Origin of the sequence: Flavobacterium sp. FlaQc-52, from assembly GCF_044007495.1 — a bacterium.
Taxonomy (GTDB): Bacteria; Bacteroidota; Bacteroidia; order Flavobacteriales; family Flavobacteriaceae; genus Flavobacterium; species Flavobacterium cupriresistens.
Genome location: NZ_JBIPCV010000004.1, coordinates 283348 through 310097 on the forward strand (window position 1 = coordinate 283348; position 26750 = coordinate 310097).

The 26750-nt window shown below is 35.8% G+C and carries 28 protein-coding genes and 1 riboswitch; of the genes, 11 read left to right on the forward strand and 17 right to left on the reverse strand.

The window, feature by feature from the left end:
- Window positions 1-61: 61 nt before the first annotated feature.
- From ACHRV5_RS09885 to ahcY, 3 genes are all read right to left on the reverse strand, one after another.
- A complete protein-coding gene (locus ACHRV5_RS09885; RefSeq protein ID WP_395426627.1) occupies window positions 62-2380 on the reverse strand; it encodes a patatin-like phospholipase family protein in 2319 nt (772 codons plus the stop codon).
- Window positions 2381-2592: 212 nt separating this feature from the next.
- The gene (locus ACHRV5_RS09890) at window positions 2593-2877 is read right to left on the reverse strand and encodes a hypothetical protein (RefSeq protein WP_047773006.1); all 285 of its coding nucleotides are present in this window, start codon (window positions 2875-2877) and stop codon (window positions 2593-2595) included.
- 180 nt (window positions 2878-3057) lie between these two features.
- Window positions 3058-4374: an adenosylhomocysteinase gene (ahcY, locus tag ACHRV5_RS09895; RefSeq protein ID WP_047773007.1), complete on the reverse strand. Its 1317-nt coding sequence runs from the start codon at window positions 4372-4374 to the stop codon at window positions 3058-3060.
- A gap of 345 nt (window positions 4375-4719) precedes the next feature.
- On the opposite strand from ahcY, the gene ACHRV5_RS09900 reads away from it, so the two are divergent.
- Window positions 4720-5370, forward strand: a complete 651-nt coding sequence (locus tag ACHRV5_RS09900) for a 4'-phosphopantetheinyl transferase superfamily protein (protein WP_047773009.1) — start codon at window positions 4720-4722, stop codon at window positions 5368-5370.
- Here the strand turns inward: ACHRV5_RS09900 and ACHRV5_RS09905 are convergent.
- From ACHRV5_RS09905 to ACHRV5_RS09915, 3 genes are all read right to left on the reverse strand, one after another.
- Complete coding sequence (locus tag ACHRV5_RS09905) at window positions 5352-5771, reverse strand: group III truncated hemoglobin (protein WP_395426628.1); 420 nt, start codon at window positions 5769-5771, stop codon at window positions 5352-5354. The genes ACHRV5_RS09900 and ACHRV5_RS09905 overlap by 19 nt on opposite strands.
- A complete protein-coding gene (locus ACHRV5_RS09910) occupies window positions 5768-6055 on the reverse strand; it encodes a hypothetical protein (RefSeq protein ID WP_047773013.1) in 288 nt (95 codons plus the stop codon). The genes ACHRV5_RS09905 and ACHRV5_RS09910 overlap by 4 nt, the downstream gene beginning before the upstream one ends.
- Before the next feature lie 80 nt (window positions 6056-6135).
- Entirely contained in the window at window positions 6136-6732 is a 597-nt protein-coding gene (locus ACHRV5_RS09915) for a Crp/Fnr family transcriptional regulator (protein ID WP_395426629.1), read from the reverse strand.
- Window positions 6733-6826: 94 nt separating this feature from the next.
- Between ACHRV5_RS09915 and ACHRV5_RS09920 the strand changes: the two genes are divergently transcribed.
- The 5 genes from ACHRV5_RS09920 to ACHRV5_RS09940 all read left to right on the forward strand — a co-directional run bounded on the left by ACHRV5_RS09920 (window position 6827) and on the right by ACHRV5_RS09940 (window position 13225).
- Window positions 6827-7555 carry a geranylgeranylglyceryl/heptaprenylglyceryl phosphate synthase gene (locus tag ACHRV5_RS09920; RefSeq protein ID WP_047773016.1) on the forward strand — a complete coding sequence of 243 codons (729 nt, stop codon included), beginning with the start codon at window positions 6827-6829 and terminating at the stop codon, window positions 7553-7555.
- Window positions 7556-7591: 36 nt separating this feature from the next.
- Window positions 7592-8215 carry a nicotinamide riboside transporter PnuC gene (gene pnuC, locus ACHRV5_RS09925; RefSeq protein WP_047773018.1) on the forward strand — a complete coding sequence of 208 codons (624 nt, stop codon included), beginning with the start codon at window positions 7592-7594 and terminating at the stop codon, window positions 8213-8215.
- Window positions 8176-10290, forward strand: coding sequence for a DUF4301 family protein (locus ACHRV5_RS09930; RefSeq protein WP_395426630.1), 2115 nt, complete (start codon window positions 8176-8178; stop codon window positions 10288-10290). The genes pnuC and ACHRV5_RS09930 overlap by 40 nt, the downstream gene beginning before the upstream one ends.
- Window positions 10290-10694, forward strand: a complete 405-nt coding sequence (arfB, locus tag ACHRV5_RS09935) for an alternative ribosome rescue aminoacyl-tRNA hydrolase ArfB (protein ID WP_395426631.1) — start codon at window positions 10290-10292, stop codon at window positions 10692-10694. Before ACHRV5_RS09930 ends, arfB begins: the two co-directional genes overlap by 1 nt.
- 281 nt (window positions 10695-10975) lie before the next feature.
- Window positions 10976-13225, forward strand: a complete 2250-nt coding sequence (locus tag ACHRV5_RS09940) for a TonB-dependent receptor (protein WP_395426632.1) — start codon at window positions 10976-10978, stop codon at window positions 13223-13225.
- Window positions 13226-13280: 55 nt separating this feature from the next.
- Here ACHRV5_RS09940 and ACHRV5_RS09945 read toward each other — a convergent pair whose 3' ends face one another.
- On the reverse strand, window positions 13281-13697 hold the full coding sequence (locus ACHRV5_RS09945) for a hypothetical protein (protein WP_047773023.1): 417 nt from the start codon (window positions 13695-13697) through the stop codon (window positions 13281-13283).
- Window positions 13698-13852: 155 nt separating this feature from the next.
- Between ACHRV5_RS09945 and greA the strand changes: the two genes are divergently transcribed.
- Complete coding sequence (greA, locus tag ACHRV5_RS09950) at window positions 13853-14329, forward strand: transcription elongation factor GreA (protein WP_029271926.1); 477 nt, start codon at window positions 13853-13855, stop codon at window positions 14327-14329.
- Between the two features lie 66 nt (window positions 14330-14395).
- On the forward strand, window positions 14396-14782 hold the full coding sequence (locus ACHRV5_RS09955; RefSeq protein WP_047773024.1) for an HIT family protein: 387 nt from the start codon (window positions 14396-14398) through the stop codon (window positions 14780-14782).
- Between the two features lie 40 nt (window positions 14783-14822).
- Here ACHRV5_RS09955 and ACHRV5_RS09960 read toward each other — a convergent pair whose 3' ends face one another.
- The gene (locus tag ACHRV5_RS09960; protein ID WP_395426633.1) at window positions 14823-15974 is read right to left on the reverse strand and encodes a sensor histidine kinase; all 1152 of its coding nucleotides are present in this window, start codon (window positions 15972-15974) and stop codon (window positions 14823-14825) included.
- A 160-nt stretch (window positions 15975-16134) separates the two neighbouring features.
- Between ACHRV5_RS09960 and ACHRV5_RS09965 the strand changes: the two genes are divergently transcribed.
- The 3 genes from ACHRV5_RS09965 (at window position 16135) to aat (ending at window position 18873) form a co-directional block, all read left to right on the forward strand.
- Window positions 16135-17010, forward strand: coding sequence for a flavin reductase family protein (locus ACHRV5_RS09965; RefSeq protein WP_395426635.1), 876 nt, complete (start codon window positions 16135-16137; stop codon window positions 17008-17010).
- A gap of 30 nt (window positions 17011-17040) precedes the next feature.
- A complete protein-coding gene (locus ACHRV5_RS09970; protein ID WP_047773029.1) occupies window positions 17041-17412 on the forward strand; it encodes a DUF3127 domain-containing protein in 372 nt (123 codons plus the stop codon).
- An 816-nt stretch (window positions 17413-18228) separates the two neighbouring features.
- Window positions 18229-18873 carry a leucyl/phenylalanyl-tRNA--protein transferase gene (aat, locus tag ACHRV5_RS09975; protein ID WP_395426695.1) on the forward strand — a complete coding sequence of 215 codons (645 nt, stop codon included), beginning with the start codon at window positions 18229-18231 and terminating at the stop codon, window positions 18871-18873.
- On the opposite strand, the gene ACHRV5_RS09980 is transcribed toward aat, so the two are convergent.
- The 9 genes from ACHRV5_RS09980 to ACHRV5_RS10020 all read right to left on the reverse strand — a co-directional run bounded on the left by ACHRV5_RS09980 (window position 18857) and on the right by ACHRV5_RS10020 (window position 26680).
- On the reverse strand, window positions 18857-19567 hold the full coding sequence (locus ACHRV5_RS09980; RefSeq protein ID WP_395426637.1) for a HesA/MoeB/ThiF family protein: 711 nt from the start codon (window positions 19565-19567) through the stop codon (window positions 18857-18859). The genes aat and ACHRV5_RS09980 overlap by 17 nt on opposite strands.
- A 34-nt stretch (window positions 19568-19601) precedes the next feature.
- Window positions 19602-20723, reverse strand: a complete 1122-nt coding sequence (gene thiH, locus ACHRV5_RS09985; protein WP_395426638.1) for a 2-iminoacetate synthase ThiH — start codon at window positions 20721-20723, stop codon at window positions 19602-19604.
- A 74-nt stretch (window positions 20724-20797) separates the two neighbouring features.
- Complete coding sequence (locus tag ACHRV5_RS09990) at window positions 20798-21574, reverse strand: thiazole synthase (protein WP_047773034.1); 777 nt, start codon at window positions 21572-21574, stop codon at window positions 20798-20800.
- Window positions 21555-22193 carry a thiamine phosphate synthase gene (locus tag ACHRV5_RS09995; RefSeq protein ID WP_395426639.1) on the reverse strand — a complete coding sequence of 213 codons (639 nt, stop codon included), beginning with the start codon at window positions 22191-22193 and terminating at the stop codon, window positions 21555-21557. The genes ACHRV5_RS09990 and ACHRV5_RS09995 overlap by 20 nt, the downstream gene beginning before the upstream one ends.
- The gene (locus ACHRV5_RS10000) at window positions 22183-22938 is read right to left on the reverse strand and encodes a bifunctional hydroxymethylpyrimidine kinase/phosphomethylpyrimidine kinase (RefSeq protein WP_395426640.1); all 756 of its coding nucleotides are present in this window, start codon (window positions 22936-22938) and stop codon (window positions 22183-22185) included. The genes ACHRV5_RS09995 and ACHRV5_RS10000 overlap by 11 nt, the downstream gene beginning before the upstream one ends.
- The gene (locus ACHRV5_RS10005) at window positions 22905-23495 is read right to left on the reverse strand and encodes a thiamine phosphate synthase (protein WP_395426641.1); all 591 of its coding nucleotides are present in this window, start codon (window positions 23493-23495) and stop codon (window positions 22905-22907) included. The genes ACHRV5_RS10000 and ACHRV5_RS10005 overlap by 34 nt, the downstream gene beginning before the upstream one ends.
- A 128-nt stretch (window positions 23496-23623) precedes the next feature.
- Window positions 23624-25447, reverse strand: coding sequence for a phosphomethylpyrimidine synthase ThiC (thiC, locus tag ACHRV5_RS10010; RefSeq protein WP_047773040.1), 1824 nt, complete (start codon window positions 25445-25447; stop codon window positions 23624-23626).
- Between the two features lie 166 nt (window positions 25448-25613).
- Window positions 25614-25820, reverse strand: a complete 207-nt coding sequence (gene thiS / locus ACHRV5_RS10015) for a sulfur carrier protein ThiS (RefSeq protein WP_047773278.1) — start codon at window positions 25818-25820, stop codon at window positions 25614-25616.
- Between the two features lie 86 nt (window positions 25821-25906).
- A riboswitch (TPP riboswitch) is annotated at window positions 25907-26004 on the reverse strand.
- 118 nt (window positions 26005-26122) lie between these two features.
- Window positions 26123-26680, reverse strand: a complete 558-nt coding sequence (locus ACHRV5_RS10020; RefSeq protein WP_395426642.1) for a DNA-3-methyladenine glycosylase I — start codon at window positions 26678-26680, stop codon at window positions 26123-26125.
- Window positions 26681-26750: the final 70 nt, after the last annotated feature.

Genomic DNA, 26750 nt, shown 5'->3' on the forward strand with positions numbered 1-26750 from the left:
AAAGTTAAGAAAACCCGACAGCTTTTAGAATCTATCGGATTTATTGTTTGATTTGTAAATTTTACGGATTGAGTGACAAGCCAACACTAAAAAACAACCTCACTTTGTCGATATTATTTATCCACGAAGTATCAAGATGAATAGGGCCTAAAATGGATTGGTAGGAGATAGTGGCTCCTCCGGAAAGGACAAGACTAGGTTCCTCATTTAGAGCCCAATTTCCTTTTGGGGTCAAGGCTTTATCGATGTAATTGTTAAAATCTTCAAAACCAATAGTGGCAACATTAAAGTGAGGGGTCAGGTATATTTTTCCCATTAGGTTTACTTGAGCACCAAGATTCATTCCTATAAATTGCGTAAGATTGACTTCGTCTTCATGGAGTCCCGGAAAGCAAAAACGATTACTACCGGAAGAAGGGGTGACACCTCCTAAAAAATACTTTACGGCATAACCTAAATCAGTAAAGGATTCTTGATTGCTTTTAAGTTTGTCCAGGAATGTAAAATTTGCATCAAGCCCTATTATCCCTGTTATTCTTTTTGTTAAAAATATTCTTTTTTCAAACCCCAATCCAAATCTGGTGTACGCATTTGTTGGACCGGAAACAGCTGTTATGTTTGAGTCGCTGAAGGAAACATCGATATCTGAAAGTAGTGATCTGCTTAGATTGGCTTTTATTATAGTTCCGTTGTTTGCAAAAAAAACTTTGTCCATGTCATTGTAAGAATAATGCATGTTTAACTCTATCGTATTAAAATTGTAATTATCAATAGACGTTATACTAGGATTATAGTCGGTATTGTATTTTGGTTTTAATAGTACGTACTGGTAATTTAAACCAAAACCGACGTAACTTTTAAGAGAATTTAAATTTTTATTGGCTTCATTTTTAAACTCGAAAGTATTAAAAAGCACATTGTCTGCGGATTTTCCATCTATAAAAATTTCTTGGTTTAAAAATGAGGTATAAAGTTCAGTTGCCCACCACCAGTCTTTGTTTTTTCCAAAATTTTTCTGAAAATTGATTCTCGCTTTGGGTTGTTCGGCAATATCTAATGTTACAAGAAGACGAGAGGATTCAGCAATGACATTTCTGGCGGTGTAATTAAAAATAAGCCCGACACCTCTATAAGTGTCATAATGTAATGACATGTTGATTTGGTTCTTGGCACGTTCAAATCCAATTATTGTAATTCCCAGTTTATCTTTATTTTTTATGAAGTAGTGATACGTTATTTCGTCAAAAAGATTGGTACCCATGGCTCTGTTGACCCCTGCCATTAAATCTTCGGTGGTATATTTTACATGTGTTTTGAGGTTTGCTCGGGCCATCACTAAAGGAAGGTTTTCGGCACTTATTTTTTTATAAACAATGGTATCAAGAATAAATTCCCGGGGCATTTTCGGCAGCTCGTGAATGCGTTGAGGATATCCTTTTAATTGATTTGCAAGAGCAATTAAAGCGGGTAGATTTTGCTCGGTTGCAATTTTTCCATCTTTGTAGATTTCATTACTTTTTCCAAAATCAGCGGTAGAAAAACGTAAGTTTGGCGGATGATCGACTAAGATCGTACAGAGGGCTCTATTTGCCGGATTTTTAATATTACTTGGAAACATACTGGTTTGCATCAATATAGTCACAAGACTATTTAATTTGTCAATGGGTTGCATTCCTCCCCCTACATCGCTGCCAATAATGATGTCGGCACCCATTTGTTTCGCAACGTCTGTTGGAAAATTATTCAAAACCCCTCCATCAACTAATACTGTTTTTTCGTAAACCATTGGCTTAAAGATAGCTGGCAACGACATACTGGCTCTCATAGCATAGGCTAAACTGCCTTTGCTTAAGATGACTTCTTTTCCCTCGACCAAATCAGTAGCCATGGCTCTAAAGGGAATCGGTAAACTGTCGAAATTTTTGACATTATAAACAGGAAAGGTCAACTCGGAAAGGTATTCTCGTAAATTTTGATCGTTTAAGAGCGAGCCAACCCTGTTTAGTTTTCCCTCTTTGATTCCTATTCCAACTAAATACCTCTGAAATTCTCTTTTTTCTTCTGCACTTGCGGTTCTTAAGGACTGACCTCCACCAAGTAATTTATCCCAATAAATATTTTTGGTGATTTTTTCAATACTATCTCCCGAATATCCCATTGCATATAAACCTCCGATGATGCTTCCCATACTATTTCCGACAATCAGATCGGGAACAATGTGCAAAGAATCGAGTTTTTGTAAAAGCGGAATATGTGCAATTCCTTTTGCGCCGCCACCACTTAACACTAATACGACTTTAGGTTTCTTCTCCTGAGAAAAAATAACGTGCGGAAGCGTTAGTAACAATAAGAAGACAAATAAATAAGATGTTTTTTTCAAGGTTATAGTATTTATGTCGCTGATAAATAGAGACTTATTTCGGTTCTTAAAAATAAGTAGTTATTTATAAAAGTACAATTTTTTGAATGAATGTTAAAAAGAGTTGTTTTTTTAGATGTTTTAAACAGGTTAGGAACTGGAATGTTTTTTAAAGATCTAAAATCTTAGTAGGGCAATTTGCCTGCTGAGTGGACTGTAAAATTACTTTTTGATTAAGCTATATCAGGGCCAAACTGAATTTCTTTGGCTTCATCATAACAATTTGCGCATAACATTTTAAAATCGGCTCGAGCTTCAAATGCGTCGTTCCATTCTTCTCCATTATCCAGTAACCATTGTTCGCATGTTCCGCACCAGGCAATTTGGGGAAGATCTTCCTCTGCTTCTGAATAGAAAAAACCAACTTTTCTTTTTTTGTCTATTGCCATTGCAATGTGAATACAGGTAAAAGACATATCCTGTGAACCATGTTGTTCACATAAAACTTTTTCAATCATATTTTTTGAAGGTTATCGGTTTAACAAAATTTATTTTCCGACAGTTTCTTAGCTAATATATAAATATAATCAGGAATTACTTATTGATTAGAAAAAGAAAACCCTCACATTACTGCAAGGGTTTCTAATATTCAATTTTTTAAAGAAATCTAAAATCTAAATTCAGAAATCTAAAATTATCTAGTATCTGTAGTATTCCGGTTTGAATGGACCTTGAACTTCAACACCGATATAAGCAGCTTGATCGTCACGTAAAACTTCCAATTCAACTCCTAATTTAGCTAAGTGTAAAGCCGCTACTTTTTCATCTAAATGTTTTGGTAACATATAAACGTCATTGTTGTAAGCAGCGCTGTTTTTCCATAATTCGATTTGTGCCAAAGTTTGGTTTGTAAACGAGTTACTCATTACAAAACTTGGGTGACCTGTAGCACAACCAAGGTTAACTAAACGACCTTCAGCAAGGATGATGATATCTTTTCCTGCGATAGTATATTTGTCAACTTGTGGTTTGATTTCGATTTTAGAAGCACCGTGGTTTTTGTTCAACCAAGCCATGTCAATTTCGTTATCAAAGTGTCCGATGTTACAAACAACAGTTTTGTCTTTCATTTGCTCGAAATGACTTCCAAGAACGATATCTTTATTTCCTGTAGTAGTAATGATGATATCAGCATTAGCAATTACAGTGTTTAATTTTTTAACTTCATAACCGTCCATTGCAGCTTGTAAAGCACAAATTGGGTCAATTTCAGTAACTGTTACAATAGATCCTGCACCTCTGAAAGAAGCAGCAGTTCCTTTTCCAACATCACCGTATCCACAAACGATAACTCTTTTTCCAGCCAACATTAAGTCAGTAGCACGACGTACAGCATCTACAGCAGATTCTTTACATCCGTATTTGTTATCAAATTTAGATTTAGTAACAGAGTCATTAATGTTGATAGCAGGCATTGGTAAAGTTCCGGCTTTTACTCTTTCGTAAAGTCTGTGAACACCAGTTGTAGTCTCTTCAGATAAACCTTTGATTCCAGGAACCAATTCCGGGAAACGGTCAATAACCATGTTAGTTAAATCTCCACCATCATCTAAGATCATGTTCAATGGTTGTCTGTCTTCACCAAAGAATAAAGTTTGCTCAATACACCAGTCAAAAGACTCTTCGTCAAGACCTTTCCAAGCGTAAACTTGAATTCCGGCAGCAGCAATAGCAGCAGCAGCCTGATCCTGAGTAGAGAAAATGTTACAAGAACTCCAAGTAACTTCAGCACCAAGAGCAATTAAAGTCTCGATCAAAACTGCAGTTTGGATAGTCATGTGCAGACATCCTGCAATACGCGCACCTTTAAGAGGTTGCTCGTCTTTATATTCAGCACGAAGCGCCATTAAACCTGGCATTTCAGCTTCAGCCAGTTCAATTTCTTTTCTTCCCCAAGCCGCTAGAGAAATGTCTTTTACTTTGAAAGCCACAAAAGGCGTAGTTGTAGTACTCATTTATAGTATATTTGTAATTGTAAATTTTTGGCAAATTTACGGAATAACTTTAAATTTTTACTAATTTCTGTAAGATTTGTGAAATGTTTAATTGCTTAATCTTTTGTGCCTTAGATAAATATTTGGTTGACCTGTTAAGCAACATCAAAGTAAGAAGCTAATCCTGCTGTCTATTGTATCTTTTGTTGCTCCCGATAACGTATCGGGATGTCTCAGAAAGATGTTGTTCTTATCGGGACGGTTATAAAAACTTTTGATTTTTTAACAGATTTGATGAATTTTTATCCTGTGATTTCAAAATATTGCAACGCGTACATTTATAAATTATAATCCATAATAAAAAAAATGCCCTTATTTCAGACTATACAGCACAACGAAACGACCAAAATTTTAATTTGGGAAATAACAGAATCTTTAGAGGAGCTGCTGGATAAAGTCGTGTTAAAAGAAAAAACACAGTTGAGGTTGAACGGAATGAAATCTCAAATGCATCAACGTGCATTTTTGAGTGTTCGTATGTTAATTCAGGAAATGGGTTTTACCGATCATGATTTACACTATGATGAATTTGGAAAGCCTTATTTTTATTGCCAGAATTATATTTCGATCACACATTCGCACAACTTCGCTGCCATCATTATCAGTGAAGAAACGGTGGGGATTGATATGGAACTGCAACGCGAAAAAATCCTTCGCATTGCAGATAAATTTACAGATTATGAATGCAGTTATTTAAAACCCGATTCAACGCTGAAATATATTAAAAAGCTAACGGTAATCTGGGGAGCAAAAGAAGCGATCTTTAAAATCAGAAACGAAAAAGGGATCAGTTTCAAAGATCATATTCGGGTTAATTCTTTTTCTTTAAAAGAAAACCAAACACAAGCCAGTCTTCATTTTGATGATTTAATAAAAGATTTTGAAGTACATTATAAAGAGATCCAATCGGAGGTTTCGGAGCAAAAATTCACACTCGTTTATGCTTTTGAGCAGTAGATCGTATTCTCAGCCAATTTCTTCCGGTGTTCAAACATGCTGATAAAAAGAAACGTTCCCATCTTTCTGGCGCGTCTTTTTAGGGTCTCTGCATTTTCGCCTTCAAAAAGTTCTTCTAAAGTCTGAAACCAGTAGTTGAGCCAGATTCCAAATTCATTTGAAGTGATTTTACCGTCAAAGTAAGTGTCAACTTCATTATGTACGGCATGGGGACTTCCTTTGTATTTTTTAACAGCAAATAGATTTGTTTCCCAAAAATCAGTCAACTTCTCCAGATGTGCGTCCCAGTCTTTGATCATCGTATTAAAATAAAAACCAATTTCAGCATCGGCCCTTATTTTAGTGTAGAAGGTATGGACCAGGATCGCTATATCTGCTCTGTTTTCTATTTGTTTTCTCATACTATAATGTTGTTGATAATTATAAATAAGATGCTAAAGAATACACTTGTAATAATTAAGTTAAAAACAGTTTTGTGACTCATCTGAGCCAAGATAGAAGTATTGGCAAATATATTGATAAATACAATAATTGCCAGTTGAATCATTTGTGTTACAGAAGTTCCGTTTGCAAGAACAAACATGGCTGCGGTTGCTCCAAGACAGCTTTGTCCAATTATTGCCATAGAAGCAGAACCAAAGTAACTTTTGTTAAAATTTTCGAATGTTGTGTTATAAAGTGTCATGATGTATAATTTTATAGTAACAAATTTACGGCTACTATACACCATGGTTTTATGACTTTAATCATAAAATAAGAACTTTTTTAGCGGTATACTTTTCTGTTAATGATCTTTAAAAGTCCCTTTTTTTCTAAAGTTTTAATCGTTCTGATGACGGTTTCAACACGCAGTCCCGTTAAGTCACCAATCTGTTGTCTCGTGAAATTGATACAGTACCCATTGGCATCTTTTTTAAAATTAAAATAAGCAATTCCGTGATCTATTAGTTTCAGAATTCGATGCTCGGGTTCCTGAGTTGACATTTCTGCCGCCATAACAGATTTGTAATACAAACGCTGTGCTAAATTCTCGATTATTTTAAGGCTGATGGATGGATTGTCTTCCAGAAGTTTCATGAAATCGGATTTAGGAACACAAAGGATTTCCGTATCGGCAACCGCAACAGCACTTGCCGGATAGTTTTGATTTAAAAATAAAGGAGGTTCACCAAAAGATTGGTCTTTGTAAAAGATGCCCTGAATAAATTCGCGTCCATCATCATTGTAATTGTTCATTTTTATTTCACCTGAAACAATTTGATAATAGTGTGTGGGTAGTTTTCCTTCTTCAAAAACAGTAGCAGTTTTTTCGTAGAATTTCTTTAGAGCACCATATTTTTCTAAAAGACTGTTAGCAATCATAAGTTGTTTCTTTTGTATCAAAAGCGATTACACAAATATAATTTATTCAAAATAGTTCTTCAGGATTAAAAAACTTTTACTTTTACTCCCGATTATGAAACAAAAAATAGCCAATATCTACGAACAAATTATTCAGGCCAAGATTGATGGGCAAAAACTGCTTGCCGTTCTTTTGGATCCCGATAAAATTGTCTGGGAAAATTTGGACCACCTTTTACTTAAAATAAGACAATCTCCTGCAACCCATATTTTTGTTGGAGGCAGTATTGTTCAGGCAACTATTTTGGAAGAATTAATGACAGCGTTAAAACAAAAAACAAACTTGCCCGTTGTTATATTTCCGGGTGATCCGTCTCAGATTTCTTCTCAGGCCGATGCTATTTTGTTTTTGTCATTATTATCCGGACGAAATGCGGATTATCTCATCGAGTATCAGGTTCAGGCAGCACCAATTCTGAAAAAGACAAATCTTGAGGTTATTTCAACAGGTTATATTTTAATAGAAAGTGGTAATGAAACTGCCGTAGCAAGGGTAAGTAAAACACAACCTTTGGATCGTCAAGATTTAGACTTAGTTTTGGCAACGGCACAGGCTGGCGAAATGTTAGGAAATAAATTAGTTTATTTGGAAGCAGGAAGCGGAGCAAAAGAAGCTGTTCCGTTAGAAATGATAACGTTAGTTGCTCAAAATGTTGAAATTCCGGTAATTGTTGGCGGAGGAATTGTAGATTTGCAAGGAATTCAAAAGGCGTATACCGCAGGTGCAGATTTAGTAGTGATTGGAACTGCTTTTGAGAATAACAGTCGCTTTTTTGAAGCCTAAAATGTAAAAAGTAACAACCGGAAACAACCTGCTAAAATGATTGATTTTTTTCTTGAGAGTTATAAAAATGTTCCGCAATGGCATATTGCTTTGGAGTTTTTAGTTTTTGTGTGTGGAATTTTGAGCGTTTGGTTTGCCAAGAAAGAAAATATTTGGGTCTATCCGACAGGTTTAATCGCAACCGTAATTTCTGTTTACCTTTTATATATTGCAGGTTATATCGGCGATATGATCATTAACGGTTATTTTTCTGTGATGAGTATTTATGGCTGGTATGTTTGGGCAAAAGGAGGAACTGTTGAGGATAATCTGCCCATTACACGAACTAATTTTAATGAAAAAATAATAGGAGTTATATTGTTTTTTGTAACTGTTTTTGTAGTTTTCGGAATTTATAAATATTTCGATTACGAAATCAAGAATGACAACTATATTGATATAATTTCATCAGGAATATTTTTTTCAGGAATGTGGTACATGGCCCGAAAAAAAATCGAAAACTGGACACTTTGGATTATAGGTGATATTATTGTAGTGCCTCTTTACGCTTATCGTGGTTTAGGGATGTTATCACTTCAATATTTAATTTTTACAATTTTAGCTATTTCAGCTTATTTAGAATGGAGAAAAATCTTAGACAGCAAAAAACAACTATCATAAAGATTGCTTTGTTTGGTCCTGAAAGTACAGGAAAAACAACCTTGGCAAAACAACTTGCTCAGTATTATGAAACAGAGTGGGTTCCTGAGTTTGCACGTGATTATTTGCAGGAAAAATGGGAAGAGAATCAGCATATTTGCGTAGCTGAGGATATGATGCCTATTGCTTACGGACAGGTAGCGCTAGAGAATCAAAAGCTTTCTGTGGCTAAAAAATATTTGTTTTGCGACACAAACCTGATGGTTACTAAAGTTTTTTCTGAGATGTATTACGGCTTTTGTGATGCCCTTTTAAATGAAGCTGCACTAGAGCACGATTACGATTTGTTTTTCCTGACGGATATTGATGTTCCGTGGGAAAAAGACGATTTGAGAGATACTCCCGAGGGAAGAGAACCGGTATTTTCTGTTTTTAAACAAACCTTAATTGATGCTAAAAAACCATTTATTACGCTTTCAGGGGATAAAGAAAGTCGTTTAGCAAAAGCTACAGCCATCATTGATAATCTGACAATTGCTAAAGAAAAAGGTTTTTCATCTGCTGATTTTGTAGAGATTTATGAGCACGGAATTCCTTTTGAGAAGATTTTAAAACAACTAAAAATCTTTAAAAACGGAATTGCAAAGAGTAATTTAATAAGTCCCGCAACAGTAAACAAAGGGATTTTAAGTCTTACGGAAAGGGATTTTGAGGAGAAAGCTAATTTTTTTGATCTCCAAAAAGCAGCGCTGAAATTAAAGAAATTTGTTCCGGCTTCAGGAGCTGCGAGCAGAATGTTTAAATTTTTGACAGCCTTTCTGAATGATTTTGATATACAAACAGAAACTATAAATGCTTACATAAACAGAAAAAAAGACAGCAATCTGTCTATTTTTATTGTAGCAATGGACAAGTTTCCGTTTTTTGAAGCTTTAGATAAAAAATTACGGGAAATTTATCCGGATTTTGAAACTTTAGACAGAGATTACAAAAACTATTATTTTATAAAACTATTACTGTCAAGTGATTATTTTGATTTTGCAAACAAACCAAAAGCAGTTTTGCCATTTCACCAGTATACCACCCATATTGCCAATCCGATAGAAGAACATTTAAACGAATGTTTACACTACGCTACGGCAAATCAAATTTCAAATTTACATTTTACAGTTTCGGAAGCCCATCAAAATCAGTTTGAAAAAGCGGTTGCTTCGGTTAAGGAAAAAGTAGAAAAGGCATCAGGAGTTCAAATTAAGATCGGTTACAGTTATCAAAACAAAAGTACAGATTCTATTACGGTTGATGTTAAAAACAAGATCGTCAGGGACAATAAAGGCGCACTGGTTTTCAGACCGGGTGGGCATGGGGCTTTGATTGAAAATTTAAATGAATTGGATGCCGATATTATCTTTATAAAAAATATAGATAACGTAATTCAAAATCATATTGATAAAATTACCTTATACAAAAAGGCTTTGGCGGGAGTTTTAATTGAAATTCAGCAGAAAGTTTTTGGTTATTTAGAAGTGATTGAAAGTCAGAAAATAAAAGAAAATGAGCTTGAGGAGATGGTTGTATTTCTAACTCAAAAGCTCAACATTCAGATGACCAAAGATTTTGATAAATTTACTTTTGAAAACAAAATCATTAAAATTGAAAGTTTGCTAAACAGACCCATCAGGGTTTGCGGGATGGTTAAAAATGAAGGGGAACCCGGAGGTGGGCCATTTTGGGTTATGAACAGTAAAGGAAAGATTTCTCTTCAGATTGTTGAAGCATCTCAAGTCGATTTAACCAATAAAAAACAACTTGAAATCTTAGCCGAAGCAACACACTTTAATCCGGTAGATTTGGTTTGTGGAATAAAGAATTATAAAAACGAAAAATTCAATCTGGGTGAATTTGTAGACTCAAAAGCCGGTTTTATAGTTGAAAAAAGTGTTGAAGGAAAAGCTGTAAAAAGTTATGAGTTACCGGGTTTATGGAATGGTGCAATGGCAAATTGGCTGACTATTTTTGTTGCAGTACCCTTAATAACTTTTAATCCTGTAAAGACCGTAAATGATTTATTGAAACCAGCACATCAACCACAGTAATGAATACCGAAAAAATACAATCAGAATTAAATTTCAAAGCCGTTAGAAGTAGTGGTGCCGGTGGACAAAATGTAAATAAAGTATCTTCAAAGGTAGTTTTGACTTTTGATTTAAATGCATCCGATTCTTTATCTGAAGAAGAAAAAATGCTTTTAAAGGCCAATCTGGCTTCCCGTTTAACATCAGAAGGGATGTTGATCTTAAACTGTGATGAAGACCGAAGTCAGATTAAGAACAAAGACCTAGTTGTAAAACGTTTTTTTGAAATCATTAAAAAAGGATTATTCGTTCCTAAAGTTAGAAAGGCGACTAAAATTCCTAAAGCAGTTATCAAAAAAAGAATCAAAGAAAAAAAGAACATCTCAGAAATAAAACAATCCCGCAGAAAACCAAATTTAGATTAAGTTTGGAATTTGGTATTTAAATTTTCAGTTTTGGAATTTGGAATTTCAGTTTTGGATTTTAATTTTTCAAGATTGTATTTTAACTTTTTAGTCCTACCTTTGCCCCGTCTCAAAGGGGTGCTCTAAATAACGAGCTGAGATCATACCCAAAGAACCTGAGCGAGTAATGTCGCTAAGGGAAAAACGACAAATTTTAGCGTATAAACTCTATTTTGTCGTGAAACAATTTTATTAATTTAACAAAAGAATAATTCCCCCTTTTATTCGTAATTTTTTTACGGATGAAAACTATTTTAAGTATTTCAGCTGCAAAGGTTCAAAGTAGCAGCAGTTCAAAGTTTTTTAAAATGACCCACTACAAGTCATTTTTCCTTGTTTTATTTTCTTTATTTACTTCTCTGGTTTCTTTTTCGCAACAACAAGATTCAACCAAAGTCAATCAGCTTGACGATGTATTGGTTTCGGCCGTTCGTGTGACCACAAAAACACCAGTATCTTTTAGCAATATGAGTAAAAAGGAAATCCAATTTAGAAACCTGGGTCAGGACATTCCAATTCTTATGAATTACTTGCCCTCTGTCGTGACCACTTCTGATGCAGGAAATGGTATGGGATATACCGGAATCAGAGTACGTGGTAGTGATGCTACAAGAGTTAACGTTACGATCAACGGAATTCCGTACAATGATGCCGAAAGTCAGGGAACATTTTGGGTAAATATGCCCGATTTTGCTTCGTCGGTTGAGAGTTTGCAATTGCAGCGTGGTGTTGGAACTTCGACGAATGGTTCGGGAGCTTTTGGTGCCAGCTTAAATATGCTTACAGATAAATATGCTTCAAAAGCTAATGGAGAAATTTCAAATTCCTTTGGAAGTTTTAATTCCCGTAAACATACCGTAAAATTCAGTACCGGGCTTCTTAATGACCATTTTGAAATCGCCGGACGTTTGTCAGCCCTAAAATCTGACGGATATGTAGACAGAGCAAGTTCTGATTTGAAGTCTTATTTTTTACAAGGTACTTATGTTGGTAAAACTACTTTAATCAAAGCCTTAGTTTTTGGAGGAACAGAAAAGACGTACCAGTCATGGAACGGAATTAGTGCGAAAAAATTAGACGAAGATCGTACGTATAATTCTGCCGGAAAGTTCGAGGACGAAGCAGGAAATACACGCTTTTATGACAATGAAACGGATAATTACAAACAAGATCATTATCAATTACACTGGAGTGAATCGGTTTCAGATAAATGGAGTACTAATTTAGCTTTTCATTATACCAAAGGACTTGGCTATTTTGAGAATTACAAATATAATGAGCCTGTTGAGGGTTACGGAGGAATACTGCCTACAAAAATGGTTGAAAATGATAATGGAGATTTAGTTCCCGGAACAGATTTAATTCGCCAAAAATGGTTGGATAATGATTTCTACGGAACCACTTTTTCTGTAAAGTATAAAGACGAAAAGCTGGATATCATCTTTGGTGGTGGTTGGAATAAGTACGAGGGAAGTCATTACGGAAAAGTAATCTGGGCAAGAAATGCCGGTCAAACAGAATTAGGAGACCGTTACTATGATGATTTTTCGACAAAAACGGACGGAAATATTTTTGCGAAAGCCAATTATCAATTAACGGATAAATTGAGTTTCTATGGTGATTTGCAATACAGAAAAGTGACTTACAAAGCGAATAGTGCCGAAACAGGTTTGGTTGATGATCATTTTAATTTTTTTAATCCAAAAGCGGGTTTGAATTTTGAAATCAACAATAAGAATATTTTATACTTTTCATACGCCAGAGCGAATCGTGAGCCAAATAGAAGCGATTACGAAGGTGGAAATGTAAAACCGGAGAAATTGAATGACTTTGAGTTGGGTTGGAGATTTAATTCAGATAACGTTCAATTGAATACCAATTTCTATTTTATGGGATACAAAGACCAACTTGTTTTAACCGGTCAGTTAAATGATGTAGGTGCTCCTTTGCGTGCCAACAGCGGCGATAGTTACCGAGCAGGTATTGAGGTTGACGCAACACTTAAGTTGTCAGAACAATGGTATATTCAACCTAATATTACGTTGAGTCAAAATAAAAACAAGGATTATCATTTTACCAGAGATGGAGTTTTACAGAATCTGGGTGAAACCAATATCGCTTTTTCTCCTGAAGTAATTGCAGGTAATCGTTTGACTTTTATACCAATTAAAGACTTGCAAATTTCATTGCTTTCTAAATTTGTAGGAGAGCAATTTATGGGAAATATTGATTCGGATGTTTCAAAACTAGATAGTTATTTCGTAAATGATTTGAATGTTTCTTATGAAATTAAACCTAAAAAAGTTTTTAAATCAATTATGTTATCAGCATTAGTCAATAATATTTTTGATCTAAAGTATGAGAGTAATGGATTCTTTTATACGTATGATATAAAAGACCCGGTTACTTCTGCTGTTAGTACTTTTGATGTACCGGGCTATTATCCTCAGGCGGGAATTAATTGCCTGGTAGGATTAACGTTGAAATTTTAATAAGATATTCAAAAACAAAAAAGCCTGAAAGTTTTACATTTTCAGGCTTTTTTTATTAATTGTATATATGAAGTACAGTTCCAGTTAACTGAGCCCGATATTGTTTTAAGGGGTATTCTTTGTTACCAAGTCCCGAGAAAAGATTGTAAGCGCTTTTATCACAGGAGCAAACTGCATTTAATCCGTCAATTTTCAATGGAGCACAAGCATTTGCAGCTTCGTTAGGACAAGCGGCATCAAAAGCATTGTAAGTTCCTTCGCCCGTTTTTATTACGATTAATCCTTGTGCACCGAAATTGGGAACAAATACAGGATTACTGATAAATTTCAGATTGCTGTATAAAGGCAAATTAGTGTCCAGATACGCATTAACAGAATAATTCGGCAGATTCGGGTTTTTGTTGCTCTTACCGCTGTCGCTACAAGAAAAAAGCACAGAAACAAAGAGGGTTAACAGCCAGATTTTTTTCATTATTTAAAGTTGAATTAGTGAAACAAAAATAAATTATTTAGATTTGAATTCCATATGATTAACATATAATTATGTACTATAAAAAATAATAGTATATTTGTAATAAGAAATCCCGTCCCGATGGGATTTTTTGTATTTATATAAACGACGAAGTTATGAGTAAAGTATCTTATTATACAGCAGAAGGATTAAAAAAACTAAAAGATGAATTGGAGCACTTAAAAAGTGTAATGCGTCCAAAGGCATCTCAGGATATAGCAGAAGCAAGAGACAAAGGAGATTTATCTGAAAACGCAGAATATGATGCCGCTAAGGAGGCACAAGGGCTGTTGGAAATGAGAATTGCCAAATTAGAAGAAGTATATTCGAACGCCAGATTAATAGATGAATCACAATTAGATGTTTCTAAAGCATTGGTGCTTTCAAATGTTAAAATCAAGAACCAAAGCAACGGAATGGAAATGAAATATACATTAGTTGCAGAAAGTGAAGCAGATCTTAAAACCGGAAAAATTTCAGTAACATCTCCTATTGGAAAAGGTTTACTTGGAAAATCGGTTGGAGAAGTTGCCGAAATCACAGTACCTAATGGTGTTTTGAAATTTGAGATTCTTGAAATTTCAAGAGACTAATTTTTTTAAGTTTAACGGTTTAATCATGCAATCGGTTAAACGATTTACCAAACAAACGAATAAACAATGTCAATATTTACCAAAATAGTTAACGGAGAAATTCCGGCTTATAAAATTGCTGAAGACGATAATTATTTGGCTTTTTTAGATGTAAATCCAAACGCCAAAGGACATACGCTTTGTATTCCAAAACAAGAAATCGACAAGATTTTTGAGATGGAAGACGAATTGTATTTAGGGTTAATGAAGTTCTCTAAGAAAATTGCCATTGCCTTAGAAAAAACAGTTCCGTGCAAAAGAGTCGGTATCGCTGTTGTAGGTTTAGAAGTTCCGCATGCCCACGTACATTTAATTCCTTTGAATGAAATGGATGAGATGCGTTTTCAAAACAAAGTATCACTTTCTAAAGAAGAATTTGAAGCTTTAGCTAAAAGTATTCAGGCGAATTTATAATAAGCCTTAAAAATAGTTCAAAGTGCAGTTAAATTAGATTTTACTGCACTTTTTTATTTAATTGAATCTGAAAAGTAGTTCCTTTTCCTAATTCGGAGTGTAAAACTTTTATTTTACCATTGTGATATTCTTCTACGATTCTTTTCGTTAGCGAAAGTCCTAATCCCCAGCCGCGTTTTTTAGTTGTATAACCGGGTTCGAAGATGGTTTTGTATTGTTTTTTCTGGATTCCTGTTCCGGAATCTTTTACATTTATTTTTACATGATGGGCGTCCTGCTCAATTTGAAGCTCTAAAGTTCCTTTTCCTTTCATGGCATCAATGGCATTTTTTACCAGATTTTCGATAGTCCAACTGTGCAGAATCGGGTTTATGGAGACCAAAATAGGCTCTTTTGGAACCTGATGTGAAAAAGCAACCTGTTTAGAGAAACGAGATTGTAAATATTCGTAACTGTTTAAAGTCTCTGTCACAATATCGTGAACTTCTAAAACTGGAACGGATCCAATTTTTGAAAAACGATCTGTAATGGTTTGAAGACGTTCGACATCTTTCTCGATTTCTGATGTGATCGATTGATCTATTTCTTCTGTTTTTAAGATTTCAACCCAGCCAATTAAAGAAGATAAAGGGGTGCCAATCTGATGTGCTGTTTCTTTAGCCATCCCCGCCCACAATTTATTTTGAATGGCCATTTTGGTACTTCTGTAAAAATTATAAATCAGAGCGCCAAAAAGAAAGATAATCAGCAATAAAGCAATCGGATAATATTTAAGTTTATTCAGTAAAGACGAATTACCATAATATAGTTTTTGATATTTTCCCGGTGCATATTCAAAGACAATAGGCTCATTTTCATTTTTTAAACCATTCAGAAAAGCGATTGATTTTTTCTCGTCCTGCAAGACTGTTTCAGGAACATTTCTTGTAGTCAGAATTTTGTCATACATCGTAAGAATGACCGGAATAGAGTTGTTGTTGCTGGAAATCTGGAGCGGAAGTTCGAGATCCGTATTTTCATCCGCATTAATCAATGCAATCTGAGCATTGGCTAATAGTTTCATTTTTATCCTTTCTTCATTTTTAAAAATTTGAAAAAAAGTATAAGTGTTCCAGAGAATCAGAGAAATGATTAAAAAGGAGATGCTGATAATAACCCAACGGGTAGTATTTCTTCTTTCAGAAAAAAACATATTTTTATTTTTGTGGTATAAATATAACGAAATAAACACAGTTAAATTTTGTGGTGCTCAAAAGTTTTTTTGTTTTTAAGTCTAAAGTATTTCTTTGGCAGAAACGATTTCTATACTTTTGTACTCGCCGGAAAAGAGATTCGGTTAAAACCAAAAAATTATGATTACCATTGACCCAAAAGAGATTCCAACAGCAAAATTGCACGGCTATTTGCAGAGTGCCGTTGGGCCGAGACCTATTGCCTTTGCAAGTACTATCAGCGAAAAAGGAATTCCGAATCTGTCGCCGTTTAGTTTCTTTAATGTGTTTAGTGCTAATCCGCCAATTTTGGTTTTTTCACCCTCAAGACGCGTGCGCGACAATACGATTAAACATACTTTAATCAATGCCGAAGCAACTCGTGAGGTGGTAATCAATGTGGTGAATTATGATTTGGTGCAACAAACTTCGCTGTCCAGTACAGAATATGGAGAAGGTGTAAATGAATTTATAAAGGCCGGACTGACACAAATTCCGTCAGATTTAGTAAAACCATATCGTGTAAAAGAATCTCCGGTGCAATTTGAGTGCAAAGTCACGCAGATTATTCCATTAGGAACCGAAGGAGGGGCAGGAAATCTAATCCTGTGTGAAGTAGTGAAAATTCATATTCACGAAGCTATTTTGGACGAAAACGGAGCAATCGATCAACATAAAATTGACTTGGTTTCAAGATTGGGAAGTAATTGGTATTCAAGATCAAATCAAGGACTTTTTGAAGTGCCAAAACCACTTACAACTCTAGGGATTGGAGTAGATATGATTCCGGATTTTATCAAAGAAAGCAATGTTTTTGACGGAAATGATCTGGGCAAACTCGGAAATATAGAAACCTTGCCCACAACAGAAGAAGTTAGTATATTTGTAAAAGAAAACTTTTCTGTGAAAGGAGTTTTAAGCTCTGATGATGTGGAAAAAGTACATTTAGAGGCTAAAAAATATCTAAATGAAGATGATATAACATCTGCATGGAAAGTGCTTTTGGCTAAGAAATAAGAAAAGAAACAATAATTAATATAAACGAAGATGGAAGTTACAGGAAAAGTAAAAGTGGTTAACCCGGAGCAACAAGTTAGTGCCTCATTTAAAAAAAGAGAATTAGTTGTTACTACTGATGAGCAATATCCACAACATATTTTAATCGAATTTACGCAAGATAAATGCGATTTGTTAAGTAGCTATAAGCAAGGAGAGGCAGTAAAAGTTTCTATCAATTTAAGAGGAAGAGAATGGGTTAATCCACAAGGAGAGGCTAAATATTTCAATAGTATTCAAGGTTGGAGAATCGAAAGAGTAGGTAACGAAGCACCTTCACAAGCGCCACCAATGCCTAGCGCGGAAACTTTTGCTCCGGCTACAAGCATAAACGAAAACGAACCGGACGATTTACCTTTCTAAGAGTTAATCCAAAAGGTTAAATTCCAATCCCGATTGTTGTCGGGAAAAATTCCAAATTCCAATTCGTTCGTACAATTGGAATTTGGAATTTGTTTTTTGTATTGATAGTTAGATTAAATGCCTTTTTTTGTCATTTCGAAGTATGAGAAATCACACAAGGTGCTCCGTTTCTATTTTTCGCAATTTTGTCATACTGAGGAACGAAGTATCCTCACAAGATAATCCGTAAAGTGAAGCTCAACAGTGTCGATTCAGCAAACGTAGATCCTTCGTTCCTCAGGATGACAAACTGTACGGAGTTTCTTGTGTGATTTCTCATACTTCGAAATGACGCAAGAAGAGCACGTCCAATACTCAATTCAGTATTTAAGCAGGAATAAACTTGACCTTTCGTAGAAAGCATCAAAATCACAAAAGTTTGGAATTTGGAATTTCAGTATTGTAATTTATTATTTTTTGTCATTTCGAAGTATGAGAAATCACACAAGGTGCTCCGTTTCTATTTTTCGCAATTTTGTCATACTGAGGAACGAAGTATCTTCACAAGATCATCCGTAAAGTGAAGTTCAGCGGTATCAATTCAGCAAACGTAGATCCTTCGTTCCTCAGGATGACAAACTGTACGGAGTTTCTTGTGCGATTTCTCGACTTCGCTCGAAATGACATAAGAAGAGCACTTCCAATATTTAAATTAGCATTTTGGAAGGAATAAAATTTGCCTTTCGCAGAAAGCATCAAAATCACAAAAGTTTGGAATTTGGAATTTGGAATTTCAGTATTGGAATTTCAGTATTATATTTAGTTATAGAAAAAAAGATGTACTACATGTCTAAAGATTTATTTTTCCCGCCAGTTTCAGAAGCCGACGAAGAAGGAATTCTCGCTATAGGAGGAGATTTAAGCCCGGAACGCCTGCAATTGGCCTATAAAAGTGGAATTTTTCCTTGGTTTAATGAAGGTGAACCTATTATTTGGTGGTCACCCGATCCTCGAATGGTTTTGTTTCTCGATGAACTGATCGTGTCTAAAAGTATGCGGAATATTTTGAACAGAAATCAGTTTAAAGTTACCGTTAATAAAAATTTTAAAGACGTTATTTCAAACTGCCAGAAAATAAAACGGGACGGTCAAAATGGAACCTGGATTTCAAATGAAATGATTGATGCCTATTGTAAGTTAAACGAAATGGGAATTGCAAAATCTGTTGAGGTTTGGCAGGATGAGGTTTTGGTAGGTGGTTTATACGGAATTGATTTAGGCCATGTTTTTTGTGGAGAAAGTATGTTCTCGAAAGTGTCAAATGCATCCAAAGTAGCTTTTATTGCTTTGGTTGAATATTTAAAAAGAGCGAATTACAAACTTCTCGATTGTCAGGTTTATAATTCGCATTTAGAAAGTTTAGGCTGTAGGGAAATTGATAGGGAAGAGTTTATGGAAATATTGCTTAAAACTTCAGTTTAGTAAAGTTCCAGTTTAGGGTATCAAAAAGTACCAATTCGTTTTTTAATGTAGGTAGTCCTACTATTAGTTTTAAAGTTTCGTGGGCCATTTTAGTGCCAATAATTCCCGGTAATGTTCCTAGAACTCCATTCAGGTTGCAATTTGGGACTTCTTTTGGGTCAGGCATTTCAGGGAATAAATCGCGTAAGTTTTTACTCCCCATATGGTTAAATACGGCAAGCTGTCCTTCAAATTTTAAAATACTGCCATAAACCAATGTTTTTCCTAAGCTTACACAAGTATCGTTGACCAAATAACGGGTAGTGAAATTATCGGAGCCATCCACAATAATGTCAAAATCGGAGAGGAGTGAAATGGCATTTTCAGCAGTAAGTTTTTCTTCAAAAGCAACAACAGTAATTAGGGGATTTAATTGCTCAAGTTTCTTTTTAGCGGTTAGGGCTTTACCCTGTCCAACCTGATCTTCGGTATACAAAATCTGACGATGCAAATTGTGTATCTCGATGGTGTCAAAATCGACAATGCCAATTGTTCCCACTCCTGCGGTAGCTATATATTGTAAAATTGGACAGCCTAAACCACCCGCACCGATCACCAATACTTTTGCGTTTTTGATTTTCTCCTGACCTTCGTCGCCGATTTCAGGGAGTATAGTTTGTCTGTTATAGCGTAGAAATTCTTGTATGATGCTCATTATTTTTGTGTGAAATGTAAAATGTGAGATGTATTTAGACCGTCTGACTAAACGTTCTGTCCCAGTCTTTCCAGACCGGTTCGTAGCCTGATTTTTTTATGACTTGCGCTATTTCTTCTGCGGATCTTTCGTCACTGATTTCAAATTGCTCCAGAGATTGCGGGTCGACAACATAACCACCCGGATTGGTTTTAGAACCGGCACTCATGCTTGTTGTTCCAATCGGAATGATGTTATTTCTGAATTTCTCATTTTCACGCGTTGAAATAGAGATTTCAAGATCCTCATTCCACAAACGGTAAGCGCAGATCAGCTGTGTTAGGTCTTTGTCATCCATTATAAAATTAGGTTCAATAATTCCTTCCGCAGGACGTAATCTCGGGAAGGAAACCGAGTATTTCGTCTGCCAGTATTTTTTCTGAAGATAATCGATGTGTAGGGCATTAAAAAAACTATCGGTTCGCCAGTCTTCCAAACCTAATAGTACACCTAATCCTATTTTATGAATCCCTGCTGTTCCAACTCTGTCCGGAGTCTCTAATCTGAAATCGAAATTTGACTTTTTGCCTTTAGTATGGTATTTTTTATAAACTTCCTGATGATAGGTTTCCTGATAAACTAAAATCGAGTAAACACCGGCTTCATGCAAACGTTCGTATTCTTCGGTAGAAAGTGGTTGTACTTCTGCTGAAATAATCGAAAATTGCTCTTTGATCTGGGTGATGGCATTTAGAAAATAGTTAATATTCACCGTATAATTGGCTTCGCCGGTAACCAGTAAAACATGATCAAAACCGGTTTTTTTTAGAGCTTCTACTTCAAGTTTAATTTCTGCGTCTGAGAGTGTTTTTCGTTTGATTTTGTTGTCTAAACTAAAACCGCAATAGGTACAAATATTTTGACATTCGTTACTTAAATACAAGGGTGCATACATCTGAATCGTTTTCCCAAAACGTTTTTTGGTGAGTTCATGACATTGCTGCGCCATGGTCTCCAAATAAGGCAATGCGGCGGGTGAGATCAACGCCAGAAAATCGTCCAGATTGCGTTTGGTTTTGGCCAATGCTTGTTCGACTTCACGAGTTGAAGTTTGGTATATTCTGGATTGAATGGTATCCCAATCGTAGTTTTTAAATACCGATTTAAATGTTTTCATTTTATTGTTTTTTGCTCGCAGATTTTGCAGATTAAACGGATTTTTTATCTGCAAAATCTGCGTGATAAAAAAAATTAGTCATATAAAAAAGAAGTCAAAGGACTGGAAGCAATTGCGTGATTGTATTGTTTTCCGAGTTTGGCTTCAAAGGCTTTTCTTCCTGCGATTACGGCTTCTTTAAAAGCTTGTGCCATTAATTCAGGATTTCCGGCGACTGCAATAGCGGTATTCACTAAAACAGCATCAGCACCTAATTCCATTGCTTTTGCGGCATGAGAGGGAGCTCCGATACCGGCATCTACAATCACCGGAACGGTACTTTGCTCTATAATTATTTCTAAGAAATCTATAGTTTTTAAACCCTTATTGCTTCCAATAGGCGAGCCTAACGGCATGACAGCAGCAGTTCCGGCATCTTCCAAATGTTTACACAAAACGGGATCAGCATGAATGTAAGGGAGAACGATAAAACCTAATTTTGCCAGTTCTTCTGTGGCTTTTAAGGTTTCAATCGCGTCGGGCATCAGGTATTTAGGATCCGGATGTATTTCGAGTTTTAGCCAGTTTGTTTCTAATGCTTCACGGGCTAATTGCGCGGCAAATATGGCTTCTTTGGCATTTCTGGCTCCCGATGTATTGGGTAACAAATTAATTCCGGGATGTTTTAAATGCGTTAAAATAGTCTCCGTATCGGTTTCCAGATCAATTCGTTTTAAGGCAACAGTTACTAATTCGCTTTCTGAAGCTAAAATGGCACGTTCCATCTCGAGATTGGAACCAAACTTCCCTGTTCCTAAAAACAGGCGTGAGGTTAAGGTTTTATCACCAATATTAAATAACGACGTTTGCATATAATTTTTCGTTTAATTGTTGAATGAGCTTTTCTTTTTGATCACTTTTTGTGATGAGTCCGGAGACGGCGATGCCGTGAACACCAATTTCCATTAATCTGTCGATATCGGTAGAAATAACTCCGCCAATAGCATAAACCGGAATTTCAGAATTGTTGTCTTTTAATTTTTGAAAGATTTCAAAATAACCTTCAAAACCAAGAACCGGACTTAATTTTTCCTTTGTCGTGGTGAATCGAAGTGGTCCCAAACCAATGTAGTCACAACCGTTTGTAATGTGATTTTGAATATCTTCAAATGTATTAGCGGTTGCTCCAATGATTTTAGTATCTCCTAAAATGGCTCTTGCTTCTTCAATTTTGGTGTCCGAAAGACCTAAATGCACACCGTCGGCAGCAATTTGTTGTGCCAGATATACATTGTCGTTTACAATAAAATTGGCCAGGTATTCTTCGCATAAAAATTTTACTGCTTCAGCCAGCGCAAAAGAGTTTTTAGTATTTTGATTTTTGAAACGCATTTGAACCCAATCACAACCACTATCAAGTGCTTCGTGAATGTTATACAATTGTTTTGAGATTGTATTTCCTTGCGAGATGTATTGTAATTTATTGTACATAATGATATCCGATTAATGTTGAAGTTGAACTCAGGTATGTTTCTATGTAGGTTTTGGCATTGATACAAGCTTCTTTTTCATCTTGGTTTAATGCGAGATTTGCGGCTATAGCTGCCGAAAGAATACAGCCGGAGCCGTGTTTCTCGAAGCATTTTTTTTCAGAAGGCAATAATTCAACTATTTCATTTTTCAAAAACAAACAATCTGTTCCGATTTTAGTAGGGTTGTGTCCTCCTTTGAGTAAAATAGTTGTTGGAACTTCGTTTTTTATCCAAAGATTGTTTGATAAAAACCCAGGGAACAAAAGTTCTATTTCATTGTAATTGGGTGTAATCAAATCAATTTTGGATAGAATTTTATGAAAATCCAAATCAGCCGTAATTTTCATAAACTCGAATGCTGTTGTTGATTTCAGAACCGGATCCCAAACAATTTTTGTGGTCGGAGACAGCAGTTTTATAGTTGAAAGAATGCGATTTAAATAAGGTAAGCTAGGTGTAATTCCGATTTTTACGGTTTTGATTTTATAGTTTTCAAACAAAGTTTCAATAGAGCGAAGCACAAAGCTTAAATCAGTCCATTGAATGTGATGGAATTGATTTTCGGTTTGAATGGTATTGGCCGTTGAAATAGCAAAACCCGTAACCTGATGTTGTTCGAAAGTTTTAATATCTGCCAGAATACCTGCCCCTCCAGTGGGGTCTAAACCGGCTATAGTGAGTACGTAAGGACGATTTTCTGACATAATATAAATTGGTTTACAGGGTTTTCATGATTCCATATCGCTCCCAGAAGGGCAATACCATCGAAACCATTTTCTAACGTTGTTTTACTATTTTCAGGAGAAATTCCGCCCAAAGCAATCATCTTTGTCTTAAAGTTTTTTCTTGATTTTACTGCTTCAAAAAGATTAATTTCAGAAGCATAATTTTCTTTCGAAATACTTTTAAAAACAGGACTTAAAAAAGCATATTCAAAGTTTGGATCTAAAGCGTTAAAATCCGCAATCGTGTGGGAAGAAGTAGAAACCGTTTTGCTTTCAAAGGGAAATAGTAACGTCTGATTTCGTTCTCTTTCAGAAAAATGAATTTTACTAATACCAAAAGCATCAGCAATTTGATGCTGTGTATGCAGGACCAATTTTGACCTGAAATCAGGTTTTATTTGCTCAATAAATTGCATCATCTCAATCTCAGTAAACTCCGGTTTTCGGACATGAAATAGCGCTAATCCCTCCTCAAAAAGAGAATGGATTAGGCTGATTTCGTTTGCTACCGCAACTGGATTTGATATAACGATCATTATTGTGAAATGTGAAATGTTCTTTTGTGAGATGCTTTTTGTGAAATGTTAAATGTTTTTTGTGAGATTTGAAATGACGACAACTTGTCTCATTTTACATCTCCCATTTTACATTTCACTATAAACATTTAGATGTAAATTTCTTTTCCTTGTTCAATAAACTCTTCTGATTTTTCTTGCATCCCTTTTTCTGCGGCAGCTACATCACGAATTTCCTGTGATATTTTCATCGAGCAGAATTTTGGTCCACACATCGAGCAGAAATGGGCAATTTTAGCACCCTCAGCAGGAAGTGTTTCGTCGTGAAATTCTCTGGCTGTGTCCGGATCCAATGATAAATTAAACTGATCTTCCCAACGGAATTCAAAACGGGCTTTACTCAAGGCATTATCGCGATATTGTGCTCCCGGATGTCCTTTGGCTAAATCAGCAGCATGGGCTGAGATCTTATAGGTGATTACGCCGTCTTTTACGTCTTTTTTATTCGGTAGCCCTAAATGTTCTTTTGGTGTAACATAACACAGCATCGCACAACCGTACCAGCCAATCATAGCTGCTCCGATGGCAGATGTAATGTGATCGTAACCAGGTGCAATATCCGTTGTTAAAGGTCCAAGGGTATAAAAAGGAGCCTCGTTACAATGCTCTAATTGTTTGTCCATGTTTTCTTTAATCATATGCATCGGCACGTGACCAGGACCTTCTATAAAGACTTGTACATCGTGTTTCCAGGCTATTTTTGCCAGTTCACCTAAAGTTTCTAACTCGGCAAATTGTGCAGCATCATTAGCGTCGGCAATAGAACCGGGACGTAAGCCATCTCCTAAAGAAAAAGCGACGTCATATTGTTTCATGATTTCGCAGATTTCTTCGAAATGAGTGTATAAAAAGTTTTCTTTGTGGTGAAACAAACACCATTTCGCCATGATTGATCCGCCGCGGGAAACAATTCCCGTCACACGTTCTGCGGTTAAGTGAATGTAGCGCAGTAAAACTCCGGCATGAATCGTAAAATACGAAACTCCTTGTTCTGCCTGTTCAATTAGTGTATCGCGGAAAACCTCCCATGTTAGATCTTCAGCGATTCCTTTAACTTTTTCTAAGGCCTGATAAATAGGCACCGTTCCAATAGGTACCGGAGAGTTACGAATGATCCATTCTCTGGTTTCGTGAATGTTTTTTCCTGTTGATAAATCCATTATCGTATCTGCTCCCCAACGGCAAGCCCAAACAGCTTTTTCTACTTCTTCTTCAATAGTTGAAGTCACAGCGCTATTTCCGATGTTAGCGTTTATTTTTACAAGGAAATTTCGGCCTACAATCATCGGTTCACTTTCTGGGTGGTTGATGTTGTTTGGGATAATGGCGCGTCCAATGGCAACTTCACTACGAACAAATTCAGGTGTAATTTTACTTTTCGGTGTATTTGCTCCAAAACTATGACCTGCGTGTTGGCATTGCATGGCTTTGGTTTGTTCGTTTAAAAGTTCGATACGTTGGTTTTCACGAATCGCAATATATTCCATTTCAGGAGTGATGATTCCTTGTTTGGCGTAATACAATTGGGTTACGTTTGCTCCTTCTTTAGCTCTTTTAGGCTGATGTAAATATTCGAATCTTAAATGGTTTAAGTTTTCGTCTTTTAATCGCATTTGTCCGTAATCGGATGTTATTTCAGATAAGATTTCAACATCATTTCGTTCTAAAATCCATTCCTCTCTTAGTCGTGGCAGCCCTTTTCGAATGTCAATGGTGATATCCGGATCGGTATAAGCACCGGAGGTATCATAAATAGTTATCGCCGGATTCTTTTCAGTTCCGCCATTAGAAAGTCGCGTGTCGCTTAATGCCACTTCACGCATGGCGACTTTTATTGGATGTATTTCACCATTCACATATATTTTTTTGGAATTTGGAAATGGCGTTCTGGATATTTTTTCTTCGTTTGTCATTTTTTTTATTTTTTTTATGTAAAATGTGTGTTGTAAAATGTGAAATGGTTTCTCGAAGAGACGCATTGGAGAGGTGCATTGTAGAGACGCACAGCAGTGCGTCTCTACGGAGGTTGGAATTTGGAATTTACCCCCACAACAATTATAAAAATTGGAATTTTAACTCCTACCCCCCTTGGGTGGCAGAAATAATCAGAATATCATCAGTTTCCCGAATAAAATGAGAGTCCCATTCAGGTTTTGGAATTACGGTGCTGTTTATAGCAATGGCAATTCCGTTTTGTTTGTTCGGAATTTCGAGATCGAGCAATGACTGAACGCTAAGTGTTTCAGCATTGAAATGTTTGATTTGTTGGTTGATTTTTAGTTCCATTCCTTCTAGATTTAGTGTGTTGAAGAAAGGCATTACTGCATTTCTTTACTCTAGGAATGGCTACAATTGCACATGAAAGTGCATCAGAAAGTCATCTTACTTTTCCCTACGCTAGTATGAACTAGATCAGGTTCAGAGGGTAAAATCTCAGCCTGCAATGTTGCAGACACCCCTAAAGTGTGAAGCAAATGTAAGAAAGTTTTTTTAATAATCAGTTTTCAGTCACAGTTTTCACGATCAAGACTGCAAACCGAGACTGCAAACTGCGACTGAATACTGCGACTGAATACTGCGACTGAAAACTAAGCCCGAGTCCAGCAGTCTCCGACGTGATCGTTGACCATTCCGGTGGCTTGCATGTGAGCGTAAATCACGGTAGAACCTACAAATTTAAAGCCTCTTTTTTTTAAATCTTTGCTGATTTCGTCAGACAGAGGTGTGGTCGCAGGAACGTCTTTTAAGGTTTTTGGCGTATTGTGTATAGGTTTTCCGTTGGTGAACTTCCAGATATAATCGGAGAAACTTCCAAATTCTTCCTGTATTTTTATAAAGGCCTGTGCGTTGGTAACGGCGGAACGAATTTTTAATTTATTGCGAATAATTCCCGTATCTTCAAGTAAAGATTCGATTTTATCTTCGGGATAATTGGCGATTTTTTTATAGTCGAAATGATCAAAGGCAGCTCTGAAATTTTCTCTTTTATTTAATATGGTAATCCAGCTTAAACCGGCCTGAAAAGTTTCAAGGATTAAGAATTCGAATAATGATGCGTCGTCATAAACGGGAACGCCCCATTCTTCATCATGGTATTTTTTGTATAATTCACTGGAAGTGCACCAGCCACATCTTATTAAATCCATTTTTATTTCAAATATAAAAAAAAAATCTCAAGCGGTTTAGGTTTGAGATTTTAAGTATTGTAAAAGATTT